This window comes from Aurantibacter aestuarii (assembly GCF_003008425.1).
Classification (GTDB): domain Bacteria; phylum Bacteroidota; class Bacteroidia; order Flavobacteriales; family Flavobacteriaceae; genus Aurantibacter; species Aurantibacter aestuarii.
Genome location: NZ_PXOQ01000006.1, coordinates 215,893 through 242,517, shown reverse-complemented (window position 1 = coordinate 242,517; position 26,625 = coordinate 215,893). Strand labels below are relative to the sequence as shown.

18 protein-coding genes are annotated in these 26,625 nt (G+C 33.5%); 6 read left to right on the top strand and 12 right to left on the bottom strand.

Translation table 11 applies throughout. The features are described from left to right. A partial coding sequence (locus C7H52_RS01240) for a PKD domain-containing protein (protein WP_146129994.1) occupies positions 1 to 4,675 on the bottom strand: 4,675 nt, incomplete at its 3' end. A 2-nt stretch (positions 4,676 to 4,677) separates the two neighbouring features. Beyond that, positions 4,678 to 5,142, bottom strand: coding sequence for a hypothetical protein (locus C7H52_RS01235; protein ID WP_106462056.1), 465 nt, complete (start codon positions 5,140 to 5,142; stop codon positions 4,678 to 4,680). 154 nt (positions 5,143 to 5,296) lie between these two features. Here C7H52_RS01235 and folE point away from each other — a divergent pair, with 154 nt between their 5' ends. The 6 genes from folE (at position 5,297) to C7H52_RS01205 (ending at position 10,020) form a co-directional block, all read left to right on the top strand. Beyond that, positions 5,297 to 5,974: a GTP cyclohydrolase I FolE gene (folE, locus tag C7H52_RS01230; protein ID WP_181256192.1), complete on the top strand. Its 678-nt coding sequence runs from the start codon at positions 5,297 to 5,299 to the stop codon at positions 5,972 to 5,974. Between the two features lie 34 nt (positions 5,975 to 6,008). Beyond that, the gene (gene cysS, locus C7H52_RS01225; protein ID WP_106462055.1) at positions 6,009 to 7,490 is read left to right on the top strand and encodes a cysteine--tRNA ligase; all 1,482 of its coding nucleotides are present in this window, start codon (positions 6,009 to 6,011) and stop codon (positions 7,488 to 7,490) included. A gap of 18 nt (positions 7,491 to 7,508) precedes the next feature. Continuing rightward, on the top strand, positions 7,509 to 7,730 hold the full coding sequence (gene yidD / locus C7H52_RS01220; RefSeq protein WP_106462054.1) for a membrane protein insertion efficiency factor YidD: 222 nt from the start codon (positions 7,509 to 7,511) through the stop codon (positions 7,728 to 7,730). Positions 7,731 to 7,941: 211 nt separating this feature from the next. After that, complete coding sequence (lgt, locus tag C7H52_RS01215; protein ID WP_106462053.1) at positions 7,942 to 8,865, top strand: prolipoprotein diacylglyceryl transferase; 924 nt, start codon at positions 7,942 to 7,944, stop codon at positions 8,863 to 8,865. Positions 8,866 to 8,868: 3 nt separating this feature from the next. Further along, a complete protein-coding gene (locus C7H52_RS01210) occupies positions 8,869 to 9,342 on the top strand; it encodes a DUF192 domain-containing protein (protein ID WP_106462052.1) in 474 nt (157 codons plus the stop codon). Positions 9,343 to 9,375: 33 nt separating this feature from the next. Continuing rightward, positions 9,376 to 10,020: an alpha/beta hydrolase gene (locus C7H52_RS01205; protein ID WP_106462051.1), complete on the top strand. Its 645-nt coding sequence runs from the start codon at positions 9,376 to 9,378 to the stop codon at positions 10,018 to 10,020. A 75-nt stretch (positions 10,021 to 10,095) separates the two neighbouring features. On the opposite strand, the gene C7H52_RS01200 is transcribed toward C7H52_RS01205, so the two are convergent. From C7H52_RS01200 to gyrB, 10 genes are all read right to left on the bottom strand, one after another. Further along, positions 10,096 to 13,008, bottom strand: coding sequence for a LamG-like jellyroll fold domain-containing protein (locus C7H52_RS01200; protein WP_106462050.1), 2,913 nt, complete (start codon positions 13,006 to 13,008; stop codon positions 10,096 to 10,098). Positions 13,009 to 13,223: 215 nt separating this feature from the next. After that, the gene (locus C7H52_RS01195) at positions 13,224 to 13,976 is read right to left on the bottom strand and encodes a LytR/AlgR family response regulator transcription factor (RefSeq protein WP_106462049.1); all 753 of its coding nucleotides are present in this window, start codon (positions 13,974 to 13,976) and stop codon (positions 13,224 to 13,226) included. After that, positions 13,976 to 16,882 (bottom strand): sensor histidine kinase, encoded by a 2,907-nt coding sequence (locus C7H52_RS01190; RefSeq protein WP_106462048.1) that lies wholly within the window; start codon positions 16,880 to 16,882, stop codon positions 13,976 to 13,978. Before C7H52_RS01190 ends, C7H52_RS01195 begins: the two co-directional genes overlap by 1 nt. A gap of 138 nt (positions 16,883 to 17,020) precedes the next feature. Further along, positions 17,021 to 20,038 carry a protein translocase subunit SecDF gene (gene secDF / locus C7H52_RS01185; RefSeq protein ID WP_106462047.1) on the bottom strand — a complete coding sequence of 1,006 codons (3,018 nt, stop codon included), beginning with the start codon at positions 20,036 to 20,038 and terminating at the stop codon, positions 17,021 to 17,023. Positions 20,039 to 20,189: 151 nt separating this feature from the next. Further along, positions 20,190 to 20,720, bottom strand: a complete 531-nt coding sequence (locus C7H52_RS01180; protein ID WP_181256191.1) for a hypothetical protein — start codon at positions 20,718 to 20,720, stop codon at positions 20,190 to 20,192. 75 nt (positions 20,721 to 20,795) lie between these two features. Further along, on the bottom strand, positions 20,796 to 21,461 hold the full coding sequence (locus tag C7H52_RS01175) for a hypothetical protein (RefSeq protein ID WP_146129993.1): 666 nt from the start codon (positions 21,459 to 21,461) through the stop codon (positions 20,796 to 20,798). A gap of 24 nt (positions 21,462 to 21,485) precedes the next feature. Then, complete coding sequence (gene mdh, locus C7H52_RS01170) at positions 21,486 to 22,412, bottom strand: malate dehydrogenase (RefSeq protein ID WP_106462044.1); 927 nt, start codon at positions 22,410 to 22,412, stop codon at positions 21,486 to 21,488. 151 nt (positions 22,413 to 22,563) lie between these two features. Then, positions 22,564 to 23,577, bottom strand: a complete 1,014-nt coding sequence (locus C7H52_RS01165) for a DUF6588 family protein (RefSeq protein WP_106462043.1) — start codon at positions 23,575 to 23,577, stop codon at positions 22,564 to 22,566. Positions 23,578 to 23,682: 105 nt separating this feature from the next. Next, positions 23,683 to 24,648 (bottom strand): DUF6588 family protein, encoded by a 966-nt coding sequence (locus tag C7H52_RS01160; RefSeq protein WP_106462042.1) that lies wholly within the window; start codon positions 24,646 to 24,648, stop codon positions 23,683 to 23,685. After that, a complete protein-coding gene (gene gyrB / locus C7H52_RS01155; RefSeq protein ID WP_106462041.1) occupies positions 24,641 to 26,590 on the bottom strand; it encodes a DNA topoisomerase (ATP-hydrolyzing) subunit B in 1,950 nt (649 codons plus the stop codon). Before gyrB ends, C7H52_RS01160 begins: the two co-directional genes overlap by 8 nt. Positions 26,591 to 26,625: the final 35 nt, after the last annotated feature.

The window sequence follows — 26,625 nt, the reverse complement described above, 5'->3', positions numbered from 1 at the left end:
CGGTTGCATTATCACAAATCTCTATAGTCGTTGGCGTGTCTAATATCTGTGGCGTTGGGTAAACAATTAGTTGGAGTTGTACAAAACTTGCACAGTCTGTTGCTACCGTTGCACTCTCTATTCTTACATAAATCGTTTGGGTATTAATCATGATATTATCGTAAGGACTTGACAGCTCAACAACCCCATTTTCTGCATTGGTTTGTGTTTCATGGAATGTTACCGTTAAACCTGCTGCATTTCCTGTGATTTCTGGAATGGTTGAGTCTAAATCGAATGTTCCAAAGCCATCTGCATCTGGATCACAGTATTCTAATGGCATTGGCGTATTAGCTGCTGGTGCCTGAACCACGCGTAATTCTAATGGTGCCGTATCTGCACATCCCGTACTACTATCTTCTACTCGAACATATATAATTTGTGGATTAGAAATGTTGGTGTAGGTGTTTGGTAAGGCGTCTGTATCATTCTCTGCCTGAGTTTGTAGTAAGTGGTAGCTTACCGTATACGCAGGATTATTTCCTGTTACCTCATTATTCTTTAAGGTTAAGTCAATTGCTGTAAAGCCATCTGGCACATTATCATCACAGACCTCCAATGGTGTTGGTGGAACTATGGTTGGTTGAGAGAATACTGTAACACTCTGAGTTGTGGTAGTTGGACATGGTCCATTTGTGGTATACTCTACCGTATAAGTGGCATCAAAAGGCGCATTAGTTATGGTTCCTGTTGTCGTGTTAATCATCGCTCCATCGGTTGGCACTGGATTAAATGCAAAAGTACCTCCAGCTTGTCCTGTTATGGTTGCTGTAGCCCCATCACAAGTTGGTGATAAAGTAAAGCTTGAATTATCTTGGTTTAATACAGCTAAATTTACCGTTGATACGTCTGGACATGGGCCGCCTGTAGTGTATTCTATTGTATATACTGCTCCTGGTGTTCCCATAGTAACGGTTCCCGTTGCTACATCTATTACTGCTCCATCCGTTGGTGCTGGGTTAAAAGCAAAGCTTCCTCCCGCATCGCCTGTTACTGTTGCTGTTCCTCCATCGCAAGTTGCTGTTACTGTAAATGCTGATGTTTCTTCTGCAAATACTGTTACATTTTCTGTATTCTGAACTGGACATGGTCCTGTAGTTGTATATTCTATCGTGTAAGTAGCTGATGGTGGTCCACCTGTTACCGTTCCTGTGACTGGATCTATTACCGATCCGTCCATTGGGTCTGGATTAAAAGCAAATACACCGCCTGCATCGCCTGTTACCGTTACCGTAGCGCCATCACAAGTTGGTGTGGTAGTGAAGCTGGCATCTTCTAACGGGAATACCGTTACAGACTGAGTGCTGCTCACTGGGCATGGTAATGTAAAGCTATACTCTACCGTATAAGTACTGCCTTGTGTTCCATTGGTAATAGTTCCTGTAGTTGCATCTATGACTGCTCCGTCCGTTGGAACTGGGTTAAAGGTAAAAGTTCCACCTGCATCACCTGTTACCGTCGCTGTCGCTCCGTCGCAGGTTGGTGCTAAGGTAAATGTCGTATCGTTTGAACTTAAAACCGTGAAACTTTCGGTACTTGTACTTGGACATGGTCCAGAAGTCATATATTCTATAGTATAAGTGGTTCCTTGTGTGGCTCCTGTTACTGTTCCCGTAGCTGTATCTATTACTGCGCCATCTGTTGGTACTGGATTAAATGCAAATACACCGCCTGCATCACCTGTGATTACTGCTGTCGCTCCATCGCAAGTTGCTGTGGTGGTAAATGTTGAATCTTCTGAATCTAATACCGTTACATTTTGTGTCGTACTTTCTGGACATGGTCCTGAAGTGGTATATTCAATTGTATATGTGGCTGATGGTGTTCCGCTTGTTATCGTTCCGGTTACTGGATCTATTACCGATCCGTCCATTGGGTCTGGATTAAAAGCAAAAACACCGCCTGCATCGCCTGTTACCGTTACCGTAGCACCATCACAAGTTGGTGTGGCAGTAAAACTAGCATCTTCTAACGGGAATACCGTTACAGACTGTGTGGTGTTTGAAGGACAAGGTAAGCCAATTGTATAATCTACAAAATAAGTCATGCCAGATTGACCATTGGTAATGGTTCCCGTTGCGGCATCTATAACCGCACCATCCATTGGATCTGGGTTAAATGTAAATGTACCGCCTGAATCTCCTGTTACCGTTGCTGTTGCACCGTCACAGGTTGGTGCTAAGGTGAATGCTGTGTCACTAACGTCTGATGTTGTAAATGTAACTTGTTGAGTATTCGGACATATACCACTTGTAGTATACTCTATAGTATAACTAGTATTTATAGAGCCATTAGATACAGTACCTGTTATGGGATCAATCACAGCTGTATCAGTTGGCGGTGGATTAAAGGCAAATGTTCCCCCATTTGTTCCAGTTATAGTTACAGTTCCTCCATCACAAGTTGGTGAGACGGTAAAGCTACCATCATCAGAAGGATTAACAATCAAATTAAATGCTGGTGTAGAGGAAACTGAAAAACAAGAGCCATCTGAAACATCTTCAATTCTAACAAAAATAGGTTGTGGAGATCCTATATTTTGGTAAGGTGAAGTCAAATCTGGAGTTCCAGCGTTTGCATCAGATAAACTAGCGTAATAAGTAATGTTATAATTGGCTGCTGCAAGACCATCTAAAACATCTGCATCTTGTATAGTTAAGTCAAATAAAGCAAGACCATCATTTGGCAAGACATCGCACATTTCTAAATCATTAGTCATACCAATAGATGGTGGCATCAATAGAATAGTTAATTCACTTATATCGGAACAACCTGAACTTGCTTGCTGAACTAAAACATAAATAATCTCACCATCTGTAGCTGTATAGTTTGTTGTATTTGTTATTGGGTTTTGTGGTACATTAGCATCCGCAGAACTGTTATAAAAACTTACATCAACTGTAGAAGCATCAGTTCCAGCATCTAAAATATTAGGAATCTGTGCATCTAAATCTATATTTGGAGAACACTGTTGTATGGTCAAATCGTTTGCATTTGCTCCCCCAACATTAACTGTAACATCATCGGTTACAACAACTACATCTCCATTACAATTATTATATGTAACACGTGCAGTGTAAGTAGAAGTAACAGTAGGACAAACACTAAAATTAGGGTTTGTAGATATTACAGCACCAGTATCATCTAGCCATTCAAAGGTATAAACATCTGGACCTGCTGGTGTGAAACGCCAAGCTTCATCAGTTGTTGTCCATGGTGAGTCTGAAACATTCCTTCCAGGTGGCACGAATGCAGTTGTACCTGGGTCATTTTGGATTCCAATAGCCGCTCTACCTCCATTAAATGTAGTACAAGTTGGTTTATCTCTAACATAAATATCAATCACATTAGTAGTTTCATACATAACAGCCATATGAGTAGCCTCTAATGAAGTACAAGAAAACAGTGGCACTTCGAAAAATGACACCGCTAAGACTCTATTAGGTGCAGTTCCTATAATATCCCATCTTATTTCATTAGTGGAATTTACAGCAGGGTTAATATCATGAACAGGAGTAAAGACGTTTGCTTCTCCCAATGTTGGATTTGTATTATTAGGAAGATTATCTCCAGCTCCTAAAGCATATCCATTAGAAGTATCACCTGGATCAACATCAAATCTAATTACCCCATTGGAACCAACCTGAAATTGTGTTTCTGTGTTTAAAAAGAAGCAGAAGTCAAACGGTAAGTTTTCAACTCCAGACCATCTATCATCAACATTTGTGTTTATAGAATTTGCGAGACCACTAAAAGGAAATGGTGGCACAAAAGGAATTGCCTCAATTGTATATGTGCTTGTATCACCAATTTCTAAGAAATCTGCGTCTAAAGTTGTACATTCGCCAGCACAAATAGCAACATCATTTCCAGCATCTACATTTGGGTTTCCAACAGTAGTTGAACCTATAATAGCCTGAAGATTAATATTGTTAGTACTAGAGCAACCACTTGTATCAGTAATCGTTAATGTCACATTATAAATACCAATTGCAGGATAGGTATATGTCACAGACTGACCTGTTGCTGTATCACCATTACCAAAATTCCATAAATAAGTAGCACCTGCACCACTTGTTGAAAATGTTCCCGCACCATTAAATGTTATAGGATCACCAAGAGCAGATTCTACAGTCGTTGGACTAGCCATGGTGGGATTTGTAGAAGCCACCTCAGCTGTTATTAATTGACAAGGTGTGTAACAACTAATATTTGCCGACCACCCTGTAGTTACACCTGTTGCATTTGAGATGAAAACAATTGTTAAACAACCATCGGGGTTTTGCATTCCTCCTGGTGCCAATTCTAACATTGCAGAAATACTTCCAGGTGAATTAGCAGGTCCACCAGAATAATTTCCAATCAAATCAAAAGTTGTGTCTGGACCATTATATATGGTTAAAATATCAGCATTATTTTGTGTAGAAAAAGCAGTAAAATCTAACTGGACATTATCTCCTGGAGTAGTAGGACAAAAGGTTATTGTAAAGTTTTCATTGTTACCGTAAGTACCAGAAGGCCCTCCTGAATCAGTAAATGTACCAGCACATTGATTAAATGTACCATTTTGCATTACTACATTCTGTCCGAATGTAAACAAACTAAACAGAAATATTATTAAAGTAATTTTTTTCATAATTATTTTTTAAATTGAGAATCTACTCTTAAAATAAAATTAGTATTATCTATTCTAACTGCATAGTTTATGTCCGAATCAAAATTAAAATTATATTTCAAAACGTTAAAGTTTTCCTTATTGAAAGCTTTATCCTTGTCTAGATTTTTATTAAACTCTGTATAAAATCCTATTGAAGATAAAAGAGGGTAAAGATCAAGCTTTTCTTTATAAACAACCTCTGTTAATCGAACCCTATTACGTAAAATATCTTTAAAACGAATTTCTAAGCTTTTATTTTTCTGGACAAGATTTAAATACTCTAAAGAATAAGCTTCAACAATAAGAGATTTCTCTTTTTCTGATAACGGAGCTTTCAATACCTCCAATTTATTCAATTCTTGTTTTTTGTTTTTCGTTTGACTAAGAACAGAGTTCGAAAAACAAAATGCCACTAAAGCACAACTTATTAATATTAACTTTCTCATAACCTGATATATTATAAATGTAGTAATGTAATTGGTAAACTTAATAAAAATATGATAATGTTACTGTTAAAGGGCATGATATAATTACAAAAAAGTGAATTTTTACGATATTAAAAGTCCATTTGTTTATCTTTGCCACTTATAAAATTTAAACATGAATAATCATTCGATTTCTTTAGATAACGACGATTATGGAGATAGCCATGTCGGTTCAGCTTCAGACACACCTTTAAGAGCTGATGCTTTTGAGATTTCAGATTCAGAAAAAATAGAATCTATTAAAAAGGACGTTACCAATATTTTAAACACTTTAGGACTTGATCTTACTGATGACAGCCTAAAAGGCACCCCTAACCGTGTTGCCAAAATGTTTGTTAATGAAATATTTGGCGGTTTAAACCCTAAGAAAAAACCAAGTGCATCTGTTTTTGAAAACAAATACAAGTATGGTGAAATGCTAGTTGAAAAAAACATTACGGTTTATTCTACCTGTGAACATCACTTGTTACCTATAGTTGGTCGCGCGCACGTAGCTTATATTTCTAATGGTACAGTAGTTGGATTATCTAAAATGAATCGTATAGTCGATTTTTATGCTAAACGACCACAAGTTCAGGAACGATTAAATATTCAGATTGTAAAGGAGCTTCAGAAGGTTTTAGGCACAGAAGATGTGGCTTGCGTTATAGATGCCAAACACCTTTGTGTTAACTCTAGAGGTATTAGAGATATAGAAAGTAGTACAGTAACTTCAGAATTTGGTGGGAAGTTTAAAGATAAAGAAACCAAACGCGAATTTTTAGACTACATTAAACTTGATACAACGTTTTAATTTTTCACATTAATAAAACAGCTTTTTAAATATCATGTCTTTTTACAAACAACACAGCATAAAAATTTACAATTCTCTTTCTGGAGAGAAAGAGCTTTTTACACCTATTCATGAAGGTTATGTTGGGATGTATGTTTGTGGACCTACAGTATATAGCAATGTGCATTTAGGAAACGTAAGAACCTTTATGTCTTTTGACATGATTTTTCGCTATTTAAAGCATTTAGGTTTTAAAGTACGATATGTACGAAATATAACCGATGCTGGGCATTTAGAAAATGATGCCGATGTTGGTGAAGATAAAATTACCAAAAAAGCGCGTTTAGAAGAAATTGAACCTATGGAAATTGTACAACGTTATACGGTTGATTTCCACAACACTTTAAACCAGTTTAATTTCTTAACGCCAAGCATAGAGCCTACCGCAACTGGCCATATCATAGAACAAATTGAATTGATTAAAACTATTATAGACAATGGTTTTGCTTATGAAATTAATGGGTCTGTTTATTTTGATGTTCATAAATACAATCAAACAAATAACTACGGTATTTTAAGCAAACGTAAGCTTGAAGATTTAATTCATAATACCCGAGAATTAGATGGACAAAGCGACAAACGCAACCCACAGGATTTTGCTCTTTGGAAAAAAGCCGAGCCAACCCATATTATGCGTTGGCCTAGTCCATGGAGCGATGGTTTTCCTGGTTGGCATTTGGAGTGCACTGCTATGAGCACAAAATATTTGGGCGACCAGTTTGATATTCATGGTGGCGGAATGGATTTAAAATTCCCTCATCACGAGTGTGAAATTGCACAAAATCAAGCGGCTAAAGGTCAAACCCCTGTAAATTACTGGATGCATGCTAATATGCTGGAACTTAACGGTGCCAGAATGTCTAAAAGCACAGGTAATATTATTAATCCTGCCGAATTAATTTCTGGAGAAAACGACTTTATGACTAAAGGTTTTAGCCCAAGCGTTATTCGTTTTTTCATGATGCAATCGTCTTATCGCAGCGTTTTAGACCTAACAGATGCAGGGTTATTAGCTAGCGAAAAAGGCTATCATCGTTTAATGGAAGCCATTAAGCATGTTAAAGAAGTTCAAGCCGTAAGCACTTCAACATTTAATGTTTTAGAATGGCAGCAAAAATGTTATGATGCTTTAAATGACGATTTTAATACGCCTATTTTAATTTCACATTTGTTTGAAGCCGTTAAACACATCAATGCTTTAATTGATAACAAAGCAACTTTAACAACAACAGACCTTGAAACTTTTACCCAAAGTATACACGCATTTGTATTTGATATTTTAGGCTTACAAAACGAATCTGAATCTCAAGAAAAAGGTACTAACAAACTATCGGGCACCATAGAATTACTTATTAAATTAAGACAAGAAGCACGTGCTAATAAAAATTTCGCTTTGTCGGATCAAATTAGAGATCAACTTTTACAATTAGGGATAAAGTTAAATGACGGTAAAGACGGTACCACATTTAGTATTTAAAAAATAAGGCGCTATATTATGAAAAACATACTTATTGCGCCTTTTTTATTCCTTATAAAAATTTACCAGAATTACATTTCGCCTTTTACACCAGCGAGCTGCAGATATCAACCCACCTGTTCAAGCTATACCAAAGAAGCCCTTCAAAAACATGGTTTGTTTAAAGGTGGATGGCTTAGCGTAAAACGGATTTTTAGTTGTCATCCTTTTGGCGGGAATGGTTACGACCCAGTACCATGATATAATTATTCAGGCTGTTCTTTTTAAAATTTTATCAAATTATAAAAAGCCAGGCTATCCATTTTATCTGTTTTTGGCTTAAGCGCCACCAAAAAAAGGATGCCATTCCTATCCTTAACAGTTTAAAATCTTCAAAAGCTTAGGTTAAAATTATAAAATTGGTTTAAAAATTAGCGATTAATACTATCTTTACATCACATAAAAAACAACCATGCATTTACTTACCATAGATTGGAACCCAACTACAGGAATCGATATTATAGGAAATTTCAAAATACATTTTTACAGTGTCATGTGGATTGTAGCCTTTTTACTGGGTTACAACATCATGAAGTATATTTTTAAACGAGAGAAAATAAATCCGGAGTACTTAGATCCGTTATTTATGTACACGGTTTTAGCTACAATGCTGGGAGCACGTTTAGGACACGTCTTATTTTACCAAAGCGAGCTTATTTTTCAAGACCCGTTAAGTATCTTTTTACCTTTCCGATTTGTGGGTGGTTTCGAGTTTACTGGCTTCCAAGGTTTAGCGAGTCATGGTGCTGCTATAGGGATTATAGTTAGTATGTATTTGTATCGTAAAAAATATAATTACAAATCTTTAATGTGGATTTTAGATCGTATCGTTATACCTGTAGCTTCTGGCGCAATATTTATTAGAATTGGAAACTTTATTAATTCAGAAATTATAGGAAAAGTAACCAATAGCGACTTAGGTGTTCGTTTTATACAAGACCATTACAACAAAAGACAAATTGTTGCAGAAACTGGTATTAAAGATTATAAAGAAGCTTACAAAGCCGTTACTAACAATCCCAAATTTAATGACTTATTAGAAGCTGTTCCAGTAAGACATGCTGCGCAATTATACGAATCGTTTAGCTATATATTTGTGTTTTTAGCATTGTGGTACTTTTATAGTAAGACCAATAAAAGTGAGCAAACCGGTTTTTTATTCGGTCTCTTTCTAGTGTTATTATGGTCTGTACGTTTCTTTGTAGAATTTGTAAAAGAGCCACAAGGTGAAGAATACATAAACTGGTTTGGTTTAAATACCGGACAATGGTTAAGTATTCCGTTTATCATTATTGGATTATATTTTATGTTTGGCTACAAACAAAAAACGGTATAACAGATGTTTAGAATTGTGTTTTTTTGTCTTTTAATAGTATGTTTTTCTTGTAAAGAAGAGCAAAAACAAAGCTCTGCACCTCAGCAAGACATTGGTTTTACTAAAGAAGGAGAACTTCAACTATTAAAAAAAGATACGGATTCTTTAATTGCTTCTTTAAATATCGAGTTCGCAAAATCCGATTACGAAACACAAACAGGTTTAATGTACCGTAAAAGCATGAATCCAAATGAAGGCATGTTATTTATTTTTAAAGATGAACAACCACGTTCTTTTTACATGAAAAACACTTTAATTCCTTTGGACATTATCTATTTAAATAAAGATAAGGCTGTGGTTAGTATTCAAAAAAATGCAAAACCCTTGGATGAGTCTTCATTACCTTCAGAACAACCCGCCATGTATGTTTTAGAAGTGAACGCAGGTTTGAGTGAAGTTTGGAAAATTTCTAATGGAGATTATATAGTATTCAACTAAAAACAATTCATTCTGTTTTTGTATTTTAATAGGATGAAATTATCTCTACTAATTGTACTTATTGCTTTAACTATTTGCTTCAACTGTTCCGAATCACCAAAAGAACGCTATATTTTCTTTCTCCATAACCGCTTCCTGGAAGAGCATAGCATTAACGAATCTCATCCAGAATACGGACGCACCGAGTACAACGAAATACTTTCAGCATTTAAAAAAGCATCGTTCACGGTTATTAGCGAACAAAGACAAAGTAATGTTAATGCTCGTGATTATGCGGAAGGCATAGTCGCTCAAATAAATGATCTTATTAAAAAAGGGATACATCCAAAGCACATTACTATCATTGGAACCTCAAAAGGCGGTTATATAGCGCAATATGTTTCAACTATTGCTCAAAACCCTGACCTAAATTTTGTTTTCATTGCTAGTTTTAGGACTCAAGATCTCGAAACCATACCAGATATTAACTACTGTGGCAACATTCTAAATATCTACGAGGAAACCGATCCTTTTGGCGTTTCTGCTATTGGAAGAAAAGAAACCTCAACTTGCGCTATTAGACATTATAAAGACCTCCAACTACATACAGGATTAAGACATGGCTTTTTATTTAAAGCTTTAGATGCATGGATACAACCCAGTATAAACTGGGCAAACGGGCATTATCAAAACCCTTAACGTATTTATAAAAAAATGCCTTAACTTTCGTTAAGGCATTTTTAAAACTGTCTAAATTTTTAATTACCAATTTAATTATTGTTTAATAAAACGCTTGGTAATAAGTTGGCTAAACTTTGTTTTTATTTTTATGATATACGCACCACTCGCTAGACCAGATACATTTATTTTATTTGTTTTCTCACTCAATACAAGTGCTCCCAAAACATCATAAACTTTGACGCTTTCCAGCTCCTTATCTGTTAAAATGTTTAAACTATTAGATGTAGGATTTGGATAAATTTTCACAACATTTTCATTAACTGTAAAAGCTTCATTGCTAAGTGTAGAATTATACTCGTATGCTCCAGCGTCTATTTGAGAACCAAAAATTCTAAGATTTCCAAGCAAATCGCTAGTAACTGATGCTGGAAAAAATGAATTATCTCCAAAATCTATTGCAAATGAAGACGAGTTACCTATTTGGTATTTATATTTACCTGGAAAACTACCTAACATTGGGTTTGATGTGCTAGAGTTTTGAGCAATTCCAGAGCTAAAATTTGGCGCAATGCTATTTCTAACCACACGTGTAGCAACTGCTTGTGAACCAAAACTACCTATAGTGCTATGCTCCGCATTATTATCTGCTCTTTTATTATCCCACAATATACTGTTATACAACCTAACGGTACAATTACCATTTATTCGAGATGCCGAAATAATACTAGCTGTGTAGTTTGATGCATTAAAATCGTTACTTGAGACAGTACAATTTATAAATTCGCCAATATGTGTTGTGGACACATCTGTTCTAAACCAGAATAAAGTATTTGTACCTTGATTATATCCAGGAACATTTGCTACTATATTATCATAGAAAACACAATTAACAAATACTGTTTTAGCGGTTCCAGAGGTTCTAGGATTAGAGGCATAATAAACCGCTGCAAATCGACCTAAATTATTTCTAAAAATACAGTTTGTAAAGTTATAATTATAGTTGCCCGTTTGACCTGATGATTGATTAAAATAAACAACTCCACCATCGATTACCTTATTACCGTCAATTAGCAACCTATTAAAATCTGCATTTTTTGCATTTTGGCTTATAATAATTGCTGCACCAGACCTAATAGAAGGATTGGAACCAAAACCAGTTGCATTTCCTCCTTTAATTGTTAAACCATCTAAAAGGATGTTACTACCTACTACACTAACTACATTATATGCATTATCGGCATACGTGGTTTCATTAAATTGTAAGATTCCATTATCGTTTGAATTAACGTCGCCAGAAAGTATGGTTTCATTAGCGTCTGAATCTCTTTGGCTCAACATGGTCTCGGTGCCATTAAAACCTCCATAAACCTTTTGATTTTCACTAATTATAAATTTATCATTAAGAGATGTTAACGTATAAGTACCTGCTTTTACCCAAAATTCTTTGGTTGGTCCTGTTGATGGATTGTTTGACAATGCTGTAGTTAAGCTTGTGTAAGCATCTGCCCAAGTATTACCATTGTTAGCGCCTGTAGCTCCAGCATCTACATAAACAATAGAAGGACTTAATGGAATGCAGTAACTAGACATTTGAACAATTTCAGGCTGTGAAAGTACACGATTAAAAATACGTACATCATCTAGAGATCCCACATAAAAATCGCCACTACCGCTAAATAATCGTATTTCGTTAGTTCCGTTTATGTATGCTGGATTATTAGAAGCTGGAATAAGACCAGTCGTATTTGTTGCATCTAAAACGCCATCTATGTACAATTTAATTTCATACTGAATATCTGAGCCTATTGTATTTTTTGCTACAGTATAAGCTATATGGTGCCAATTTCCATCATTTACTACTGTACTGCCAATTGTATTTAGATATCCAGATTGCTGAGCACATAAACCAGTACCACAAAATGGTCGCATTACAACAGTAATTTTATTCCCATCTAAAACCGCTGTTGACCCAGAGAAAATGGACGTGTTATTATAATTTGAAAAATGATGAACGATTTCACTAAAATTTCCTGTGGCTGTGGTACTTACAAAAAAACTGTATGAAGTTTCTTCGGTAGAACCATTTATTCCCGATGCCTTTAAACGTGTTCCTCCAGCACTTTGTAACGCACTATTAGATTCACCACAATGCCCATTAACAGTATTTGTAGCACCACTGTCTAAACTTAAATTGTTTGATGCATTTGCATAATTTAAATAACTTCCGTTTTCGAAACTATACGTTATTAAATCGTCCGTTGGATTCATTGCATTTACAATTTCGTTTGCTAATGCTGTAATTTCTGTTTGTGTTAAGGTTCTATCATAAACCCTTACATTATCTATATCGTTTGTAAAACCAGTAGAAGTTTGGTTAGAAATTGTTGTAGCATGACTACTATAGAATATATTTCCATTAGTAAAAGGACCAGAAGAATTGGTTAAATTTTGGCTAAAAACCCCATCTAAATAAATTCTTAATTCCATAAAATTTGTAGGATTAGTAACCGCTGTACTTGTCATTACAATATGATGCCAGTTACCATCATTTAAACTAGACTCTGTAGCTAATCTTCCTGTCCCAGAACCTGAACTATCTTCTATTCTCCATTTAAAATCGACTGCACCATTACTGAAAGTTTGTTGGTTAAAAAAAATTCTATGCCCATCTTGATTTGTAAATCTAATGATCTCTTGTTCACTTGTAGCATTACCACTTAATTTAAACCAAAAGCTGTAAGAAAATTCTGTTGTGGTTGAACTTGTTACGACAGCCGAACCATCAAACGAGTCGGAATTAATTTTTAAAGCATTATTAGGAATACCTTCAATACCATTAGTAGTTGTTGATGCTGTACCAGACTGCACCAAATCACCCACACCACTATTGGCTTCATTAATTAAATTTCCGTTTGAAAATAAATACCTCGTTATATCATCTGTAGGAATTTGTGCTAAAGCAAAACTACTTGCAAATAATAGCAATAATAGTAATCGTGTTTTCATAATTATGTATTTGTGATTATTACAAATACAAATTTGCTCATACTAACACCTTTAATATTGTTTTTTTTTCTGAAACCCTTTATTTTTTTGCTGAATGTGTTTTTTTATTTCAGCCTAGTTTTTAGCCCAGATTGAGCGATTTGTTTGAAATCCTTTTTTTACGTTGCATTTATGCGCAAAAAAAAGATTGAGTCGTGAAAGCTGGAAATAGCTCCTTAAAAAACCTCTGCTATAATTTGCATAAACTCTTCTTTTTTATCTTTTGAGACTGGAATACTTTTATTGTTTTCCATAATTAAATGAAAGCCGTCTTTTTTAGATAATTCGTTAATATGCTTTAGATTAATTAAATACGAGCGATGCGGTTTGTAAAATGACACTTTGCTTTCTAGCTGACTTACAAAGTGCTTTAGTGGTTTGCAAATAAGTTCTGTACGGTTGTTTAGTAAATGAACTTTAGTGTACATTCCGTCGGCTTCAAAATAAAGAATATCATCTTCGGCTGCAAATATAATTCCTTTAGGAATCTCTAATGCCACTTTATTTATAGCCAGCTGTTTAAATGCTTGTTTTAAATCTCTTATTTGATTATTTATACTTTTATTTTCAATAATATGTTGTGCTTTGTTTACCGCCGTTATTAATTCTTGAACATCTACAGGTTTTAATAGGTAATCTATGGCAGATAATTTAAAGGCTTCTACTGCGTATTGATTATACGCTGTAACAAATATAATTTGAAAGTCTATAGGTTGGTTATCAAAAAAGTCTAATATTTCTAAGCCAGAATGTTGTGGCATATCAATATCTAAAAATACAATATCTGGCTGAGTTTCTTTTATTATTTTTATGCCTTCTAACAAATTAGAGGCTTTAAGAATGCTATTAACTTCAATACAGTTTTGTTGTAATAAAGCTTCCATTAAATTTTGTGCTTTACGCTCGTCGTCTATAATTATAGCTTTCATTATAGTGGTATTTTTATAAGTACTTGCGTACCATTTGGTTTGTTATTTTCGGTATATAAATCTATGATTTCTACTTTTATTTTTTCTTTGCGATCTTTATTTATTAAATCTACACGCTTTTTGTTGGCTTGAGTTGCAAATGACTTATGAAAATTAATATGTTGCTGCTTTAATTTATTAGCGGCTTCTCGACCAATACCATTATCTGTAATTGCACATATTAACTGGTTTTTATGTTGACAAAATGTTATGTTTAGATTTCTGTTATCTAACTTATGATGAAGCCCATGTTTTAAGGCATTTTCTATGTATGGTTGTATAAATAAGGACGGTAATTTAATGAGTTGCTGGTTTAATGTCGTATCGACATCTAAGTTATAATTTAGTTCTTGTTCAAAACGAACTTTTTCTAATTCTAAGTATAGTTTTAATGCTTGTAATTCTTGCTCTAAAGTCACTTCTTGCTCCTGACTTTGCTCTAAGTACATTCGTATTAATCTTGAAAACTTAACCAAGTAAGTACTTGCTAAGTTTTGCTGATTTAAAACAATATATTCTTGAATTGAATTTAATGCATTAAATATAAAATGTGGGTTCATTTGAGAACGCAAATTCTCTAATTTTAAATTCACTAATTGTTTATCTAACTCTAATTGTTTTAACTCTTTTTGTTTTAGGGATTCTTTACGTCTAAGTTTTCTTTTAAAATAAACAACAACAACACTAATAGTCAACATACTAATTAAAAGGTAAAACCATAATTGTTTGTAAAATGGCAATACAACTTTTATTTGTATACTTTTTGTTTTTGAATAGGTTTTACCAAATCTATTTTTAGCTTTAATGTTAAATGTAAAATCTCCTTCTGGAAGCGTATTGAATTTGACCTGCCCATTAGTTGCCTTTACCCATGTAGTATCAAATTTTTTAAGTTGATAATAATGCTCTATAAATTTTGAAGCTTGAAAACCTTTGCTATGAAAATTAAAAGTAATTTCTGATGCGTTTTGTTTTAAGGTATAATTTGGTTCTAAATCTTGCTCAATACCATTTACGACTACTTGAGTAAAATATACTTCTGGAACATTTTTTGGTTTAAAAATCGAGTTTTTATTAAAACTGAACAGGCCCAAATTAGAGGAAAACACTACTTCATCGCCTAAAACCTCTAGTTGATTAATATTATAGGAATTAATTCCATTTAATTTTGAAATGGTTTTATAAGTATGATAAGTTCTATCATAAAGTTGTAAACCAGATTCGGTAGATATCCATAAATTATTACCATCTGCTTTAATTTTGTTAGTTACATTAGACGCTAAACCTTTTTCTTTATTTAAATGCGCTACAACCTTATTGTTCTTTATACCTAAAACTCCAATGTTATAAGTCGCAACCCAAAAAACACCATCATTGGTTTGTGTTAAGTCATAGGCATATACTGGTTTTTCTTTAAAACGTATTGTTTGTGATTTTAAACTAGGAAAATCAAATAAAAACAAACCTTTTACAGAACTCACTAGTATTTGTTTTTTATCTCGAGACACTAATGATTTATAGGTTCGTTGTCCTATTAATTCTTGGGTTTTATTTTGAGATATTAATGCTGCATTGTGCGGTAGACTTACTACGTAGCAAGTGTCATTAACTTTGTCTAAAGATTTTAAAGAAGGTAATCGCTTTAAGGTATAATTTTCTAAATTATTTTCATTAATTGAAACCGTTTTTAAATCAGATACATAAAGTAATTTGTTAGTTTTCTTATTATAACTTAATGCTCTTATTGAACTATTATCTGATATGTGGTTTACAGTTTTTAACTGTTGTTTCTTCAGGTTTAATTGTTTTAAATGACCTTTTCTATCACCAATAAAAGCTTCAAATTCAGATTTTTTTTCAATAACTGAAATAGCATTAGAATTGGAATAACGTATTAAATCCTCGTTTGGGATAACATAAACACCTTTATTTAAAGTTGAAACCCAAAGATTTTTATTAAAGTCTCTTATGATAGAGGTTATGTACGTCGATTGAAAATAGTGTGATAAAATCTCTAAAGAGTCTCCGTTTCGCTTTAACTTAAACAACCCTTTTGATGAAGCAACATACCAAATAGCATTTTCAATGTAGACATAGTCAAGATGTAATTCTTTTAGAGCTTTTGGTATTTGTAATGGAGTTAAAACATTTGACTGAAACCTATATATTTTACCATCTCTTTTATATTTATTAAATAAAAAAAAGTAAACATCTTTATGATCTTTAAAATATTTTGTAAAGCCTAAAGTTTCTTTAGCTTCAAAACTTTTAATGTCCGTATTTTTTAATGTTTTTAATTTTTTTGGACTTTCATAAACTGATAATTCATAATCTTCATTTATATTAATCAATTGGTTTTTTTCATTTACAAAGCCTATTGAAGTACCAACTATTCCTGGTTTAGCATCAATTTTTTTTGTATCGAGGTTGATAAATAAAATTTCTTTATTTCCATTAATTACTAAATAGTTTTTAAAAATCACATAATCTGCTAAGCTTCCATTTAGTCGGTTCCCTAAATCAATAAACAAAGACAATTGATTGTTTTCAACATAAAAAAATTGACCTGCAATATTGTTACACCAAACTCTTCCTTTAGCATCAGTTTTTAAATTAAAAAAAGATCTTCCTCGTTTTTTTGAATGAGAAAATGACTTAAATTCTTCTCCATCGTATCTAAATAAACCTTTATTTCCAGACAACCACATGTAGCCACTTTGATCTTCTAGCATACTATAAAACTCAACATCTGGCAAACCATTTTCTTCAGTTAAGTGTATGCTCACTGGTTCTTGACCATAGATAAATTGGCCAAAAAATAATGTAAATAGAATTACTATTTTAGAGTATGTGTTTAACATTTTCATGTTAAAAATAAAAGAATTAAATATAAAGTTTATTATTAATTTGCTGTAAATAGCTTAGTTATTGCTGAAAGGTATATCTAAACAAAAAAATGCCTTAACTTTCGTTAAGGCATTTTTAAAATTATTTAAACATGTAAATTATTTTACAACTGTTTCATCAATTACTTCTTCCTTCTTACGTAATGATTCTGCAGCGCTTCCACTCTTAACCGTATCAAACATAATTGGTGTTGCAATAAATAAAGATGAGTATGTACCAACAATCACACCTACAATTAATGCAAACATAAAGCCTTGAATAGACTCACCTCCAAAAATAAAGATGGCTAATAACACAACTAATGTAGTTAAAGACGTGTTTAACGTACGGCTTAAGGTACTACTTAAAGACTTGTCTATAACATTAGAGAATGGCATACCTGTAAATTCATTAAAGTACTCACGAATTCTATCGAATACAACCACAGTATCATTTAATGAATAACCAATTACAGTTAATATAGCCGCAATAAATGCTTGATCAACTTCCATTGAGAATGGCATAAATTTATGTGTAATCGAGAAGACCCCTAATACAATTAAAACATCATGGAATACTGCCGCTACAGCTCCTAAAGAGAATTGCCATCTCTTAAATCTAAATAATATATATAAGAATACCACTACTAAAGATCCTAAAACAGCCCAGAATGATGCTTTCTTAATATCATCTGCTATTGATGGAGCCACTTTGTATTGCTCCATAATACCAACCTGCTTATTCTCATTAGAATTGTCTATAAACTGCTCATAAGTTAATCCATTTAAATAAGGTTTTAAAGCAGTAAATAATGTACTTCTAATTTCTTCATCGGTTTCTTGAGAAGTATCATCAATTTTATATTTTGTTGTAATATTTAAATCGTTATTGTCTCCAACTGTTTTAGCTACAGCGCTTCCAAACACATCTGGTTGAGATAACTCTGAAGATACTTTAGCAGCACTTACTGGATTAGCAAAACGCACTTTATACGTTCTTCCTCCAACAAAGTCTACTCCTTGGTCTAAACCATTAGTAAATAACGATACAACACTACCTAAAATTAATACTCCAGAAATAATATATGCTATTTTACGTTTCTTTAAAAACTCAATATTGATATTTCTAAACCAGCTTTTAGTAATAGCAGTTGTAAAATCTAACTTACCACCTTTTACAGAAGACTTATCTATAAATAAACGCGTAATAAAGATTGCTGTAAACAAAGAGGTTGCAATACCAATTAATAAAGTTGTTGCAAACCCTTTAATAGGTCCAGTACCAAATAAGAATAATATTAATGCCGTTAAACCTGTAGTAATATTTGCATCTAAGATTGAAGATAAAGCGTTATTAAAACCATCTTTAATAGCAGATGCTCTATCTTTTCCTTTATCTAACTCTTCTCTAATACGCTCAAAAATAAGTACGTTCGCATCTACAGACATACCAATAGTTAATACAATACCAGCAATACCAGGTAATGTTAAAACTGCTCCAATACCAGAAAGAATACCGAAGATTAATAAGATATTAAATAGCATTGCGATATCTGCATATAAACCTGCTTTACCATAATATAAAGCCATCCATAATAACACTAAAACTAATGCTATGATGAAAGACATCGTACCAGAATCTATTGCTTCCTGACCTAATGATGGTCCTACCACATCACTTTGAATCATTTCTGCTTTTGCTGGTAATTTACCCGCACGTAAAACGTTAGCTAAATCTGATGCTTCATTTAATGTAAAGCTTCCTGAAATCTCAGAACGTCCACCAGAAATTTTACCATTACGCAAACCAGGTGCTGAGTATACCACATTATCTAAAACAATCGCTATTTCTCCTCCAGTTTTAGCAGCATTATCGGTCATTTCTTCCCAGATTTTAGCTCCTTTCGGATTCATTTGCATTGTTACAACTGGCTGGTTGATTTGATTGTACTCCTGACGAGCATCATCAATTACAGCTCCACTAAGTTGTGGAACTCCTTCTCTATTTCCTTTTAAAGCATAAAGCTCTACTAAATCTGTATCTGCCTTAGGCTTTCCAAATGCGAAAATAACATCTTTATATTCTGCAGGTAAACTTGCTCTTACTTCAGTAGAATTTAATAACTCTAAAACTTTTCTAGAATCCGACTGACTAAACATAGCTACAACTGGACCACCTTGGTAACCAGGACCTTTAACTAAATCTACTAAAGGATTTTCTTCTGTAACTGTTTCGTCTTTAGAACCTGTTAAAGCTTCAATAGCTTTTTCTTCTTCAGTTTTAACTACTGTTGAGTCTTGTGCAGTTTCTGCTGTTTCTTCTGAAGCACCTTTTCCTTTTAAAATCTCATTAGCCTGGTAAATAAAGCCTATAAACTCTTGACCCTTATAAGCATCCCAAAATTCTAATTGAGCAGTACTAGTAATTAATTCCGTTGCACGTTCTACATCTTTGACGCCAGGTAATTCTACCAAAATACGTCCAGAAGTACCTAAACGCTGAATGTTTGGAGAAGATACACCAAATTGATCTATACGTGTTCTTAATACCTCTAAAGCAGAAACGATAGACTCATCTACCTTACGATCTAAAACTGCTTTGACATCATCTTCTGAAGTATTAATACTAATTTCAGGATATAATGATTTTGTAGCAAATATATCTGGAGAAGCTAATTTTTTATCACCTTTTAATTCATCAAAAGCCACATAAAAATCTTCTAAATACGTGTTTTGAGAATCTTTTTGTAACTCGTCGGTTCTTAATAAAGCTTTACCAAATGTAGGATCTGTAGTATTATTAGCTAATCCCTTTAAAATGTCTTTTACAGACACTTGTAAAATTACATTTAAACCACCTTTAAGGTCTAAACCTAATTTCATAGAATTGTCTTTAACCTCAGAATAGGTGTTTCCTAAAAACAAATTTTCTTTACTTTGAGATAAAGAGTCTAAATAATTAGCTTCTAAAATACTTACTTGTTCCTTATAATCTTTTGCAGATGCGTCTGCTTTACTTAAAGCATATTCGTTTGCTTGATTTTCTACCGCATTGTTTTTAAATGAAAAAGACAATTGGTAGATACTAACCGCTCCAAATAAAATAGCGAATAGTATAACTAAACCTTTGTTTTGCATGTTTTTTTTGTTTTTATCTAATATTAAAATCGGGCAAATATAGACTTTACCTCATAATTAGACAATTAATTTTAATTTGAAAATTTATATGGGTTACACCCTAAATGTTGTAACATTTGAAATAGTATAAAAAGTTGACTATTTCCTGAAATTAGGCAACTGGCCCAGCACGAACATTTGCTGTGTTATGCTCTGTATTACTATAGGCTTTTTGAGAAAAGCCTGAAAGTTCTTTTTTACAATTTAGTTGTACATTCTCTGAATTAGCTTTAGCAGGCTTTAAAAAGGCGCTTAAACTAATATCCAGATTACGGTTCACTTCATTTTTGCGTTCTACTACAATAACACCATCAAAACCAGAATTTGTAGAATTAGGATTTGAAATAGTGTCTACCGTTACGTGAAATTCTTCTTCAAGGTGAGATTGTATAAAGTCAGGCTGATACGCACTGTAGTATCTAATAGAAACCTCTCCATTATTAGAGTATTCTATAATTAAATCTGTAACACCTAAACTAGTAAGTTTCTCCTGAATTTGACCAATTACATCATCTTGATCTTTAGAAATTTGGTAAAACTTTGAAGGACTAAGAAATAATTCTTGATTCGGTTTGCAGCTATGTTCCTTACTAATAGCAAAAGCTACTAATAAAAACACTAAACTAAAACCTAACCATTTCATTTTCATGCTCCAAATATAAAAATAAAAGACTGTATTTCTACAGTCTTTTTAAAATTAATATATTTTAAGTAAAATTTATTTTCCTTCTTCCATTGCTGCTTGAGCATTGGTATATCCTTCTGGAATTTTTAAACTAAACACTTCATCTTTTATAGGTTTAGCTTCTACTTTAGTTACTTCACTTTCAATTATCATGTCCATTCCACCTTGATTCATTTCAATTTTCATGTACATTGGATAACCTTCTAGCTTAGAACCCATTTTGTTTAATTGCTCATTTTGAGCCTTAATTTTGTCGGTTGTAAAAACAGTCATGTTCATTTTAACCCCGCCTTCATTTACGGCAACATTATATTCTTGACATTCGTAACCTAAAATGGTTTTTGTTTCATCTCCTTTAGTAATATCAAATTTATCAACCTCTTCTTCGTTTGGGTCAATATCTTTCATTACATAAGTTTTACCATTCATAGACTCACTTAAAACTAACATTTTCTTAGCATCGCTGTCCATAATTGTAGTATTATTCCCCATCATAATACTATTTACCTGAGTATGCATTTTTCCTTTTTTGAATTGAGTTGTTGTAACAACGTCTCCAACCATAGCTAATTGGGCAGCTACCTCAGGATTAGGACTAGACATTTTTTGTGTTGAAATGACTACACCTTCTTCAATTTTATTTTGTGCGATCATTGTAAATGATACCATTAACACAAGCAATACTAAAATTCTTTTCATTTGATTTTATTTAATATTATATTATTATAATTCTAACAATCCGTTAGTTTTTTTAACGCCTTCTGCAGATTCACTTAATTTTGCTTTTTCCGCATCATTTAAGCTAATATTTACAATCTTTTCAATACCATTAGCTCCTAAAACACAAGGTACTCCAATTGCTAAATCATTAAGACCATACTCACCTTCTAATAATGCTGAACATGGAAATATTTTTTTGGTATCACAAGCTATAGCCTGAACCATCCCAGAAACTGCAGCACCTGGTGCATACCATGCAGAAGTTCCTAATAATTTTGTAAGTGTTGCTCCACCAACTTTGGTATCCTCCACCACTTGTTGCATACGCTCTTCACTTAAAAACTCCGAAACATTTACACTATTTCTTGTTGCCTTATTAATTAATGGCACCATACCTGTATCACTATGGCCTCCAATTACCATGCCATCTACATCACTGATTGGTGCTTCTAAAGCTTCCGCTAAACGGTATTTGAAACGTGCAGAGTCCAATGCTCCACCCATACCAATAATTCTATTTTTAGGTAAACCTGTTGTTTTATGCACTAAATAAGTCATGGTATCCATTGGATTTGATACCACGATAATAATTGTGTTTGGAGAGTTTTCAATTAAATTTGAAGATACTGTTTTAACAATCCCTGCATTAATACCAATTAACTCTTCACGAGTCATTCCTGGCTTTCTTGGAATCCCAGAGGTAATTACACAAACATCACTATTGGCTGTTTTAGAATAATCGTCGGTAACTCCAGTTATTTTAGTATCAAACCCATTTAAAGAAGCAGTTTGCATTAAATCCATTGCTTTACCTTCAGCAAAGCCTTCTTTAATATCTAATAAAACGACTTCGCTAGCAAAATTTTTAATTGCAATATACTCTGCACAACTTGCACCTACTGCTCCTGCTCCAACAACTGTTACTTTCATTTATGTTTTTTTTAATTAGTTAAATATCTTTTGCGAATTTATGAATTTAACCGCAAATTATAACTGCGATTCCAATTTTTTATTAGACCGATTTAATTAATTAAAAAACACATTTCTATTGCAAAAATGCTGTAGATGATGAGCTTATAGATTAAAACATAAAATTTATTCCTAAGGAAGCACTATTAAAATCTGCAATAGTATAACTGGCATTTAAGCCAAAAAAACCTGCTTTTAAACTTGCTCCTAAAGTAGTAAGCAAACCTTTAGTATCTGAAGATATTGAAAACGGATCTGTAATTTCTTCGCTAAAAAACACCCCATCACTAACTACATAAGTTCCTAGCAGGTCTGTTTTATTTTTACCCGACATGTACCCTAAAGAACCATAAAAATTTATCACTTTTAACTTTGTGCTCACTATTGCCTGATACAAAAAGGTATTTGTTTCGGTTTCAATACGTTGGTTTTCTCCATTAACCACACCTTGGTTAGTAAAGTCGTAACTTCCATCTAAATGAGTATATGCCACTAACCCTGAGATGGCTATTGGCAACGCTTTATCTGCTGGCAATAATGCTGTAAAATCCTGTTGAAGCCCAAAACCATATAGCCCAACTTTTGCATCTTCACGGTCTACTTTTGGGAAGTACCGGGCTTTAACCTGCGTTCCATTAAATGGTGAAAAACTGGCTTGTAAAAAAACGGTTGGAATAATATTAATATTAGCAGCTCCAATACCCGTAGGCAATTCAAATTCAGCCTCTTGATTACCAAAAATAGGATCTTCGTAGGTTATTATAACTGTTTGAGCAGGGTCATTATGCCCAAGAGCTGTAGCTACATTTTTGTTAGGACTATTATCTGGAAAACGAATGTTTTCATACTCGGCTACATTAAGATTAAAAGTTTTTTGCTCGTCTTTAATAAAACTCGCGTTTCCAATTAAACTTAATTCAAATCCAAATCTTTTTGGAGTTGCTGCATTATTAAACCACCCAACATTTATCCCATAAGCTAAACCATCATTAGCAGGTTTTATATAATTTTCAGAAAAACGCTTGGCATCATTTACACCAGCCGCTAATAGTTCATCAATATTCTCTTGAGCAGTTAGTGTTGAAACTATTGCGCATCCCATTATTAAAAATAACATCTTTTTCATAAGTCTAAATTTAATTTTGTGTTACTAAAATTAAACAAAGCGAAAAGAATCCATGTTAAAGAATAATTAAAGTATGCGGTAAAAAATAAAAATCCAATCCAAAAATTAATTTATGTTATAATTAATCCCAAAATTCAAATTCGTATAATCTCCAAAGGTAAGCATTGTATTAATTGAGAAGTCTTTGATGCGGTAATTAACATTGACATCTGCTTTAAAATTAGTTTTAGAGGCTTCTAATCCTTCTAAAGAATCATTTAAAATTTGAAGCAGTAAATCTCCTTCTCCTCCAACACTATATTCGAATTTAGAAGACATAAATCCTATTGCTGTTGAAAAATCAAATTGTTTTATACTTTTTGATGCGACAAAACTTCCACCAAAAGAAGTACCGCTTACTGCTATACTGTTTATCGTCCCTAAAATAAGGTCGGCCTCATTAAAATCGTCATTAACTTTATAGTTCGAATAATTTACTAAAACTCCGAAATTGTAACTGCTATTTTTAAGCGGATTAATCCACTGGTTTAAATGATGAGACAAACCAACACCAAAAGATTGGTATTTGGTTTTATTAATTTTAATGTTTGGTGCATACCGAACTATAAGATTAGTTTGTTTCCATAAACCTACAGCAGCTTGAATTTGACCATGTTTTACAGAACTATCATTAATTCCTTCTGGCGCATCAAACTCGAACACTTCTCCATTAATTGAACCTTCTAACACTTGTACATTATCGCCTCCTAAAGCGGTTGGACTATATGCAAAGGTTTGACTACCTTGCACTGAAATATTTTGAAGTTCTGCTTCATCTATTAAAAACGTCTTAGCCTTTTTTGGAATAAGCAAGGCGTTAAATTGAAGTGAAACCTCAACATCCCAAAGTTTTTTTGGTGTAAAGTTAGAAAACCATCCACCTGAAGCTTGATAAGCAGATGCTTCTGCTGCGGGAGAAATGTATTTTTCTGTAAGAAAAATTAAATCTTCCGCGACAGCATTAACATCTTCAAATTGTGCATTTGCCGATAGGGAGAACCCAAGGCAAACTGCAAATAAAAATTTATGCATCAATATTAGCGTAAATAGCGTTTCGTTCTATAAAATCTCTACGAGGTGGCACTTCGTCTCCCATTAACATTGAGAATACACGGTCTGCCTCTACTCCATTATCTATCTGGATTTGACGTAAAGTTCTAAATTCAGGATTCATTGTGGTATCCCAAAGTTGTTCTGCATTCATCTCTCCAAGACCTTTGTAACGTTGTATTTTACTGCTTTCACCAAATTCTTTCATGATAGCGGCACGCTCTTCATCATTCCAAGCATATTGCTTTTTATTTCCTTTTTTAACTAAATATAAAGGAGGCGTTGCAATATAGATGTGTCCGTTTTCAATTAATTCTTTCATATAACGGAAAAAGAAGGTTAAAATAAGTGTTTCAATATGCGAACCATCGATATCGGCATCACACATAATTACTATTTTGTGGTAACGTAATTTCGAAAGGTTTAAGGCTTTGCTATCTTCTTCTGTACCAATAGTAACACCTAAAGCGGTGAAAATATTTTTAATTTCTTCGTTTTCGAAAACCTTATGAGTCATGGCTTTTTCAACATTAAGAATTTTACCTCTTAATGGTAATATAGCTTGGAAATTACGATCTCTTCCTTGCTTAGCAGTACCACCTGCCGAATCTCCCTCGACTAAATACACTTCGCATTTTGATGGATCCTGCTCTGAACAATCTGATAATTTCCCAGGCAAACCACCAATACTCATCACCGTTTTACGCTGTACCATTTCACGTGCTTTTTGAGCAGCGTGACGGGCTTGCGCAGCAAGAATAACTTTTTGAACTATAATTTTAGCGTTATCTGGATTTTCTTCTAAATAATCCGTCAACATTTCTGATACTGCCTGACTTACAGAAGCAGACACTTCTCGGTTTCCTAATTTTGTTTTAGTCTGACCTTCAAATTGTGGCTCCTGGACTTTTACAGAAACAATTGCAGTTAAACCTTCACGAAAATCGTCTCCTGCTATGTCAAACTTAAGTTTATCCAACATTCCAGACTCATCTGCATATTTCTTTAAAGTATGCGTAAGACCTCTACGAAAACCAGATAAGTGTGTTCCTCCTTCATGTGTGTTAATATTATTTACATAAGAGTGTAAGTTTTCTGCATACGAGGTATTATAAATCATAGCAACCTCAACAGGAACGCCATTTTTTTCACCTTCAAAAGAAATAGCATCTTGCATTAAAGGCTCACGATTACCATCTAAAAACTTGATAAATTCCTTTAGACCTTCTTCTGAATGAAATGTTTCTCCTTCAAAAGAACCATCTTCTTTTTTATGTCTTTTATCTATTAAGTGAATCGTAATACCCTTATTTAAATATGCCAATTCGCGCATACGACTTGCTAAAGTATCATAACTATACTCTAAAGTTTGTTGGAATATAGTTGGGTCTGGTTTAAAGGTTACTATAGTACCTCTTTTATCGGTCTCGCCAATAGCTTTTACTGGATAAAGCGATTTACCACGCTCATATTCCTGCTCCCAAATTTTTCCGTCTCTATGAACCGTTGCTGTTAAATGTTCTGATAAGGCGTTAACACAACTTACACCAACACCATGCAGACCACCTGAAACTTTATAAGAATCTTTATCGAATTTACCACCAGCACCAATTTTAGTCATTACAACTTCTAATGCCGAAATGCCTTCTTTTTTATGAATATCTACAGGAATACCACGACCATCATCTTCGGTTGTAATAGAGTTATCCTCATTAATAGCCACGGTAATATTATTACAATGTCCAGCTAAAGCTTCATCTATAGAGTTATCTACAACTTCATATACTAAATGGTGTAAACCTCGTACTCCAACATCTCCAATATACATAGACGGACGCATTCTAACATGCTCCATACCTTCTAATGCCTGAATACTATCTGCCGAATAACCGTGTTTATTAAACTCTTCTTTAGGTTCGCTCATATTTATACTTTTTATTATCAATTTAATTCTATATA